At 69.0% G+C, this 8,526-nt stretch carries 9 protein-coding genes and 1 pseudogene; 4 read left to right on the forward strand and 6 right to left on the reverse strand.

Annotation, left to right across the window (positions count from 1 at the left end):
- Positions 1-369 (forward strand): annotated as a pseudogene (locus tag B073_RS42475) (hypothetical protein); the annotation flags it as partial.
- 96 nt (positions 370-465) lie between these two features.
- Here B073_RS42475 and B073_RS0137230 read toward each other — a convergent pair.
- From B073_RS0137230 to B073_RS46140, 3 genes are all read right to left on the reverse strand, one after another.
- Entirely contained in the window at positions 466-1,095 is a 630-nt protein-coding gene (locus B073_RS0137230) for a cytochrome b/b6 domain-containing protein (protein ID WP_051094416.1), read from the reverse strand.
- Positions 1,079-1,795 (reverse strand): molybdopterin-dependent oxidoreductase, encoded by a 717-nt coding sequence (locus B073_RS0137235; RefSeq protein ID WP_037814132.1) that lies wholly within the window; start codon positions 1,793-1,795, stop codon positions 1,079-1,081. Before B073_RS0137235 ends, B073_RS0137230 begins: the two co-directional genes overlap by 17 nt.
- Positions 1,796-1,942: 147 nt before the next feature.
- Entirely contained in the window at positions 1,943-2,269 is a 327-nt protein-coding gene (locus tag B073_RS46140) for a DUF1330 domain-containing protein (RefSeq protein WP_234025259.1), read from the reverse strand.
- Positions 2,270-2,886: 617 nt separating this feature from the next.
- On the opposite strand from B073_RS46140, the gene B073_RS48615 reads away from it, so the two are divergent.
- Positions 2,887-3,192 (forward strand): YncE family protein, encoded by a 306-nt coding sequence (locus tag B073_RS48615; RefSeq protein ID WP_234025260.1) that lies wholly within the window; start codon positions 2,887-2,889, stop codon positions 3,190-3,192.
- 27 nt (positions 3,193-3,219) lie between these two features.
- Here B073_RS48615 and B073_RS0137250 read toward each other — a convergent pair whose 3' ends face one another.
- Positions 3,220-3,483, reverse strand: a complete 264-nt coding sequence (locus B073_RS0137250; protein ID WP_018543144.1) for a DivIVA domain-containing protein — start codon at positions 3,481-3,483, stop codon at positions 3,220-3,222.
- A gap of 248 nt (positions 3,484-3,731) precedes the next feature.
- On the opposite strand from B073_RS0137250, the gene B073_RS0137255 reads away from it, so the two are divergent.
- Positions 3,732-4,061 (forward strand): cupin domain-containing protein, encoded by a 330-nt coding sequence (locus B073_RS0137255; RefSeq protein ID WP_018543145.1) that lies wholly within the window; start codon positions 3,732-3,734, stop codon positions 4,059-4,061.
- Positions 4,062-4,302: 241 nt separating this feature from the next.
- On the opposite strand, the gene B073_RS0137260 is transcribed toward B073_RS0137255, so the two are convergent.
- Together B073_RS0137260 and B073_RS0137265 are read right to left on the reverse strand one after the other, a co-directional pair.
- Entirely contained in the window at positions 4,303-5,511 is a 1,209-nt protein-coding gene (locus B073_RS0137260) for a S53 family peptidase (protein ID WP_234025261.1), read from the reverse strand.
- Positions 5,512-6,150: 639 nt separating this feature from the next.
- The gene (locus B073_RS0137265) at positions 6,151-7,092 is read right to left on the reverse strand and encodes a phospholipase D-like domain-containing protein (protein ID WP_018543147.1); all 942 of its coding nucleotides are present in this window, start codon (positions 7,090-7,092) and stop codon (positions 6,151-6,153) included.
- A 483-nt stretch (positions 7,093-7,575) separates the two neighbouring features.
- Here B073_RS0137265 and B073_RS0137270 point away from each other — a divergent pair, with 483 nt between their 5' ends.
- Positions 7,576-8,352, forward strand: coding sequence for a hypothetical protein (locus B073_RS0137270; protein WP_018543148.1), 777 nt, complete (start codon positions 7,576-7,578; stop codon positions 8,350-8,352).
- Positions 8,353-8,526 lie beyond the last annotated feature (174 nt).

Raw genomic sequence — 8,526 nt, forward strand, 5'->3', positions numbered from 1 at the left:
CGGCGGCCCGCCGATGACCGACGGCACACCCGCCCTCCACCACGAGCCCAACCCGGCCGCGCCCAGCGCTTCGCCCTGCCGCGCCTGCTCCTGCCGGACACCGCCGCGGCAACCGCCGTCGTCGTGCTGCTCGCACTGCTCGTCGCGTACGTGTGGCTGCGCGGCGACCCCGAACGACCCTGGCGCGGCGCCCTGTTGGTCACCGACACCGCACTGCTGCTGGTCTCGCCCAACTACCCCTGGTACGCCCTGCTCGTCGTCGCCCTGGTCGCCCTCGACGGCCGCCGGGAATGGCTGAGCGTCCCCACGCCGGCGCGCTGCTGTATCTCGCGGGGCCTCTGTTGCCCGGCTTTCCGCTCCAGACAGTGACGTACGGCGCCGCGCCCTGGCCGTCATCGCCGGTGCCCTGCTGCGCGGTGAGGGGAACTGGCGGCCCGGCGGGTGGTCCCGCATCCGCCGCCGGGGTCAGGACTCCCGCTCCCACAAGGAATGCTCCCGCCTGGCCCAGGCACGCGAGACATAGCCGGTACGCAGCGCGCGCCGGGCCTCCGCGTCGCGGGCCGCCATCCCGATGTGACCGACGACGAGGACGCCGATGAGCAGGGCGGTCCAGTCGTGGACGAAGGTCGCCCCCGTCCGCCAGAGCACTGGCACCAGGCCCGGGAACCACAGCACCAGCCCGGTGCCGAGCAAGACGAGCGCCGCGCCGGCGAGCAACGCCGCATACAGCTTCTGCCCGGCGTTGAACTTCCCCGCCGGACGCCGGTGCCCACGCAGCGCCGCGCGCACCCAGCCGCGGTCATGCGGCCCGAACCGGTTCAGCCGGCCCAGATCCGCCCGCAAGGCCCGCGAGACCAGCCCCACCAGCAGCGGCACCGGCAACGCCAGCCCCGCCCACTCGTGCAGGCCGACCACCAGCCTGCGACGACCCACCAGCTCCGCCAGCCACGGCACATACAGACAGGCAGCCGTGATCAGCATGACGCCCATCAGCACCGCCGTTCCCCAGTGCACCCACCGCTCCACCACGGTGAACCTCCGCAACACCGGCTCCTCGCCCCGTGCCGCGGCCGCACGCTCAGTCGATACCGGCATCGTCCCGCCCGTTCGACCTGCCGACCCAGGCATCCACCTCGTACCCATACTGCTCCCAATAGCCGGGCTGCACCCGGTCGGTGACCGTGATGCCGGACAGCCACTTCGCCGACTTGTAGAAGTACATCGGCGCCGCGTACAGCCGGACCGGGCCGCCGTGCGCATCTGTCACCGGCCGGTCGTCCATCGCGTAGGCGACCAGCATGTCCGGACGCCGGGCCTGCTCCAGGGTGAGGCTCTCGCTGTACACCCCGTCGAAACAGGTGAAGCGCACCGCCCTGGCCTGTGGTTTCACCCCCGCCGCAGCGAGCAGACGGGACAGCAGCACCCCGGTGAACGGCGTCTTCGGCACCCGCCACCCCGTGACACACTGCACGTCCTTCACCAGCCGGGTACGCGGCAGGCCCTGGAGCTCCGCCAACGTGTACGTCCTGGGACGCGTCACGAGTCCGTCCACGGTGAGCCGGTAGTCGGCCGCGGTCCGGCGCGGAACCGACGACGCCACCGAGTAGAACCGAAAGCCACCGGAGCCGGGCAACAGCCCCGTGATGCCGGTGGGATCCTCGTCGCGTACGCGCGCGAGCGCACCGTCGATGCCGTCCTGCAGCGGTGCCCCCAGCGCCACCCCTGCGGCACCGAGCCCGAGCATCCCCAGCACCAACCGCCGACCGACGGGCCTGTCCTGCCGTTCACTGACCATCCGCCCAGCAGAACACCACCCCCGGCGCTCCCACCACCCCGCACGCCCCACCGTCAGCGAATCGTAAGACCCGGCCCCACCCCCGACGACGCGGATGCGCGGCCCCTCCGACCCCTCGCGAAGCTACCGAAAAACCCGGAAACCCGCTCAACGAGAATCCGAAATCCCCTCGACGAGCAGCAGCCGCCGCTCCAGCGCCGACTGCCGGATCTCCAGCGCCTCGGCATACTCGGCAGACGCGTACCACTCTTTGGCCCGCTCCGCATCCGGGAACTCGACGACCACCACCCGCTGAGCAGCGGGCCAGGCACCCTCCAGGACCTCGGGCGCGGCACCCCGGACGACATAGCGGCCGCCGTAGCGACGGATGGATGCCTCCGCCAACGCCCGGTAGCGGACGGCCAGTTCATCGTCCAGTTCTCGACCTCGGAGATCACGTAAGCAGACATGCCAGCATGATGCCAGGCGAGTCAAGATCCATCGTCCTCTTTCCCCGGCGGAGCCGGCACCGCGGCTGCCAGGCGCTCGCGGAACCAACGGTGGCCCGGAACGGACGAGTTGCGGGGGGGGCAGGCAAGCCCTGCCGCAGTGCCGGACCGCCCTCCACCGCCTCCGGCAGAAAGACCACATCAACGTGCGGGGCCTCGGTGTGGATCAGCTCCGTCAGCGGTCCGGCCAGACCCGCCAACAGTAGATCGGTGGCTCGCACGGTGAAGGTACGCATATCACTCGGGCTACCACCACGCCAACAGCGGTCGACGCACCGAGGTGACCGTCATCGACCCGGACACCCGCCGCATCGTCGAGGTCGTGGACCTCGCTCCCGAACACGGCCCGCACGGCCTGGCGTTGGACGCCTCGCGCCATCGCCTCTACGCCAGCGGGGGGGGGGCCTCGGCGGATCGCCCCGGCGGCGTCGTGGTGATCGACACCCACACCCGTCGGCCGCTGGGCCGGATCGACACGGACGCGCCCGGCCCGCACTGGTTCGCCATCGACCCGGCGGGTACGACGGGCTTCGCCGCCAACAAGGAGGCCCCGTTCGTTTCGGTCGTCGACCTCGAACGGGGACCCTCACGGCAAAGGTCGAGGTGCCTGACAGCGAAGGACTTGCCGTCTCGGCCGACGGCACGCACGTCTGCGTGGCCGCACCGTACGCGGGTTCCTCCTCCGCCTCGGCGGAGGGCGGGCCGGCCATGGGCGAGATCGAAGTAGGACACGTCCCGCTGACGATCACCTCGTCGCCCGACGGCCGACTCGCCTATGTGGCCTGTGTCGCCTCGTCCACCGTCGACATCATCGACCTGGAAACGCTGAAGCGCCTGGCCCGACTGGACATCCCCAAGCACGGCGAGGCCGGTGCCCACGGCATGGCCTACATCCCGCGCCCGGCCTGATACGCATGGCACGGCTGCGGACCGGGATCACCGGCTGTCAACAGGCCCGTCCGCCTGCTGTCCTGGCTGCGGGACTGAGTTCCTGCGCGCCCGCAGCTCCTCGATACAGGTGTCCACCTGTAGCCGGTCGTACCCACGCCGGACCAGGTCGAACGCCGGCGGTTCGCTCGGCGGCGGTCCGGCCTGGGACAGCCGCTCGATGTACGCGTCGACCTGCCCGCGGTCATAGCCCCGCCGCACCAGCCCGAACCTCGAAGCGGACTTCGGACTTCCTGCCTTGCCCGAGAACACCTGGTCCCCCGTTCCTTCCGTTGTTCTTGCGTGCTCTGAGGCATACCACGTCTCAGCAATCGCCGCGGCTGCTCTTGACGCGACCTTGGCGTGCCCGGAAGGGAGGCCGCGGCGGGAGATTTTGCCGAACGGTCTCCCAACGGCGTGCGGATGTTCCGTAGCGTCCCTACGTCCCGTTACGAACACGCTCGCGGGCGCCACCGGTGGTTGCAAACCCTCCGGCGAGGCTGCCCGCCAGGAGGTATGTCATGAGCCTGGTCGCACTGCGCAAGACGGCCGCGAACCTGCCGGATGCCTGGAGTTCGCGGCTCCTGGGACGGATCGGGGGCGCCGGCGTGAAGGTTCTGCGGATGGACGGCAGCCCTCTGGCGCGTGAGTCCCATGGAGCGGCGGAGGCATTGCTGGTACTGGAGGGAACGCTGTGCCTCACCGTGGGAGACGCCGACGTCGAAGTGGGCGCAGGAGAGATGTACATCGTCGGACCAGGAGTGGAGCATGCCGTCCGTCCCGGAAGCAACGGCACGCTCGTCATTGTCGAGCACCTGGCGGACGTACCGTGCGCCGGCGGCACGGCCTGAACGAGGGCGGTCTGAACGACGACGGTGCGGGGAATCGAGCATCTCGTCCGCTACCCCGCCCTCGCCAGCCGCCGCCCCCGCACCAGGTCACAGTCCGGCGCCGTGGAGGCCGCCGGACTGTGATGGTGCCTGCCTGTCTGTACCTTTGCCGTGCGTGTTGCGCATGTCAGTGCATCTTGGAGCGTCTGTCACGCCGTGCTGAGGTCTGTGCGAACGGCTTCAGGGACGGCCTGACGCCGTCTCACGGTGTGAAGGCAGCCGTCCCGTTGGGCGTTCCGAGGCCGGTCGGGCCGTCGTAGCCGTCGCCCGCGGTGCAGAGGTACGAGGGCGAGCAGGAGCCGTTGGCGCCGCTGGTGATGTCGTTCAGCGCGGAGGCGTGGCTGTAGGGGTACGAGGCCGGGGTGTCGGATGCGCCCGGGGTGCCTGCGAGGGCGTAGACGCCGGCGACGAACGGGGCCGAGGCGCTGGTGCCGCCGTAGACGTTCCAGCCGCTGGCCTGGTAGGTGTCGTAGACCGCGACGCCGGTGGCGGGGTCGGCGACCGAGGCGACGTCCGCCACGGCGCGGTTGCTGCAGCCGGTGTCCTGCTGCCAGGCCGGCTTGGCGTCGTACTGGGAGCAGCCGGAGCCGGCGCCTTGGCCGCCCGCGCTGGTGCCCCAGACAGTCTCCGACCAGCCACGGGAGCTGCTGTCCTGCTGGAGCGAGGTGCCGCCGACCGCGGTGACGTACTTGGAGGCCGCGGGGTACTCGACGCCGTAGCCGCTGTCACCGGAGCTGACGGTGATCGCGACCCCCGGGTGGTTGAAGTACTGCTCGTCGGAGGTGGCGTCGGTGGAGTCCTCGGAGCCGCCGTAGCTGTTGGAGACGAACTTGGCGCCCATGGCGACGGCGCGGTTCACCGCCGTCCCCAGGTCGTCCATGCTGGCGCTGTTCGCTTCCACCAGCAGGATGTGGCACTGCGGGCAGGCGGCGCTGACCATGTCGACGTCGAGGGATATCTCGCCGGCCCAACCGGAGTCCGGTGCGGGGTAGTTGGTGCCGCCGTTCTGGTCGACCTTCTGGAAGCAGCCGTTGTCGGTGGTGCACTCCGGCAGCCCGTACTGGGCGCGGTAGGTCGCCAGGTCCTGTTCGGCGTTGGGGTCGTCGTTGGCGTCGACGATCGCCACCGTCTGGCCGTCGCCGCCCGACTGGGGCAGGTTGTAGGCACTCCGCAGGTCAGCGGGGCCGTACCCCCCTGGGGCGGCGTGCGGCCGCAGGGACAGCTGCTGTTTGAGGTCCGTCCGGGCCACCGCGTTGCAGGCCATCTCGCCGGGCTTCGACGGGTGTGCACACAGCCGACGGGTGTGCATGTGCGCGTGGGCGCGGGCCAGCGATGTCGCTGCGGAGATGGTGGGGGAGGTGTGACGCGTGAGCGCCGTCGATGCGGCGTTGGACGGGCTGGCAGCGATCATGCCGCCGATGACGAGGGTTGCCGCCGACAGCAGGGTCGGGACCGCGCGACGCGCCAGTCCTCGGGTGCGAGCGGATCTGCCCTTTCGTGGGGAACGCAAGGCAATGACCTCCGTGGGGGAAAGAGTCCGGCCGCCGGCACTGCCGATCCGGGAACGCCCACGTCGCTCGTGCTCAGCGCACACACCTCCGGCGTGTCAAGAGCATGACATGTCAAGGAAGTGGTGCGCTGGGCGGAGCGGATGTGACATCACGTCAGGATTGCGGCGAATTGCCGGTGCTGAGTTGCGCGCGTGCACTCAATGGCGCCACCCCGGTGAGTGGTGGCTCTCTTGCAAAGTAGTGAACCGTGCGTCAAAGAGATACCGGGCTATGGCAAAGGCTTTCCCTGGCCCGCCGGGCCCACCGCGCCGTGGTGGCCGGTCCGGGGGCGGCTCCCCCTGCCGAGCTCGTTCTCACCGGATGGTCGCCGTGGACCCCGGGCGCGGCCGTTCCCCTGATCTCTCGCCCCGGGCAGTTCCCGCGGGGTGGTGCGGCCGATCGCGCAGACGCTCGCAACGCACCGCGTGCCGGAGGTCGTTGGCACGCGGAATGTCCGCCGAAAAGACCGCACTCGCCCCCCCCGTGTGGCACGGGTACCGTCAGGCGGTTCCGGAACTCTTGTGGAAGTCCGCGGTGAACGCCTTCTCGATGCCGTTGATGACGGCGGAATCGCGCACTATCAGGCCGAGTTCACGATTGTGGTTGAGGGAGTTGCTGGAGAAGTTCTCCGATCCGGCGAACACCTTCGCGGACGACGTTCCGTAGTCGGCGACGATCGCTTTGGCGTGGATGTAGTAGCCCGTGGAGCTCGAGTAGGTGGTTACCTTGCCGCCCGCAGCGGTGACTTTCTTCAGCTGCTTGCTGTACTTGGACGACTGGTTCTCCACGACGACACGTACGGCGACGCCGCGTTTCGCGGCCGCGACGATGGCATTCACCAGTGTGGTGTCGCCGAACTCCTCCTGCTGGATATCGAGGGAGCGCTTTGCCCCCTTGATCAGGCTCAACAGGTGGCTTTGCGAGTCGGTGGGCGACCAGACCAGGTCGGTGCCGTCGGACGGGGTGACGGAGGTCTTCGCGAAGTCCGCGTCGAAGACCTTCTCGATCGCCGCGACATCGGCCTTGTCGGAGTCGAAGACGCCGTAGTCACGCGAGGTCGCATAGTACTTCGTGTCGAAGTTTCCGGTGCTCACGTACGACTTGGCGCCGTCGACGGTGATCGTCTTCTGGTGCGTGTAGGTGAATTCCGAGGACGAGTACGTCACCCCGGCACCGGCCGCGGCGAGCGCCTTGTAGGCGGCGCCGTCGATGGACGCGTGCTGGGCGTCGAAGACCACACGGACCTTCACGCCCGCCTTTTGTTTCTTGACCAGAGCGTTGACGAGTGTGGTGTCCCGAAGCTCGTAGATGGTCACGTCCACCGATTTCTTCGCCGAGTTGACGAAGTCATAGATCGCGCCTTCCTTCTGATCCGGCAGGATCACCAGGGAGAAGGCGCTTGCGGTGTGGGCGGAGGCGGTGGCGGGCATCAGTGCGCCCACTGCGCCCACTGCGGCCAAGGCGCTTGCGGTCAGTGCGGGTATGAGGCGTCTGGTAGGACTCACCGGGACTCTCCTGACGTAGTGGGGGGGAAACACGCAACGCGCGTAGCGCATCCCCAGTAAGGCACAGCCCCGGTGCTTGTTGAAGTCAAGTTGCGTGAACAGAAGGGAAGAGTTGTGCAAAATGCAGGGGTACTTGACGGTGAATCAAATCACCAAAATCCCCCGCAAGTTAATGATCGTCACCAAACAGTGTGGCGGTGTTTTGGTGGTGCTTCGGTGGTGTTTCGGCCCGAGCGCCGGCTTGTGTGTCAGCCACGTCGTCGCGTTGCCGACTCGGGGGTGACGGAGGTCGGGATTCCGGCCGCCAGGCGTGGCAAGGGCATCGAGCAACTGTCACAACCTTGATGCAGGAACGCGAAGGAGGGGCCGTTCGACGCCGTTAGGTTGGGCTCGTCGTCGTTCTCAGGGAAGGGTGTGGTCATGGCCCGGTTGATGGTCGTGTTCCTCGGCATCGCGGTGGTCTTCTCGATGATCGCCTTCAACGGCGGTAACCCGCTCGTCGGTGCCCTGTTCGCCGTGGTGGCGGCCGCCCCGGTCCTCTGCCTCGGATACCTGGTGGCGACCGGACGCCGGTCCGGCGGGGCGCCCGTCGAGCCCCCGCGGCCCGAACAGCGCCGGCGGCAGACGCTGTTCCTGCGGGTCACCGCGCTGGCCATGGTGGTCGCCGTCGGCTACGGCGTCTACTGGGTGATGGCCGAGCCCAAGGCCAACGCCAAGGCGCTGAGCCGCGTTTCCGACCTGGAGACCGGTTGCGGCGACGGTATGGCCCGCAAGTACTTCCCGCAGGCGGCCGACCACGGCGGTGCCGGTCCGCATCCGATCGCGATGTTCGGCATCAGCGAGTCCGGCTCCCCGCGCCTGGCCTACCCGACCTCCGAGACCGCGGAATACTGGAGCGGGAACGGCCTCGACCCCCACCGGGTGCAGCTCATCGCCTGCCTGGACTCCCCGGACGAGGGCGAGTTCCTGACCGACTGCAAGTTCACGACGGACTCCGTCAAGCTGTACCGCGGCGTGTACGACGTCAGCGTGTACGAGGCCAGGACGGGCAAGAAGGTCGGCAGCGAGCAGCTGCTCGGCAGCGGGAAGCCCAACTGCCCGGGCATGGTCTACCTCAAGCGGGGCACCGACGCGCTCCACACCGAGCCGGAATTCGCCGACTACCAGGCCGTCTTGCGGAAGTACGTCGACCGGTGAACGCGTCTTCCCGTCCCTCGGACTCGCACTGTCGGACCCGCGTCCTAGACTCGATTTTCGAGGGCTCGTGGCAGGGGAAGTCCTCATGCCAGGGGGAAACGGAGTGGTGTCCATGAGTGGGGAGTGGCTTGGGGGCGGCCTGCCACCGGTGGCGGCGGCACGCACGGCCGAGGC

It is taken from the genome of Streptomyces sp. MspMP-M5 (assembly GCF_000373585.1).
Lineage (GTDB): Bacteria > Actinomycetota > Actinomycetes > Streptomycetales > Streptomycetaceae > Streptomyces.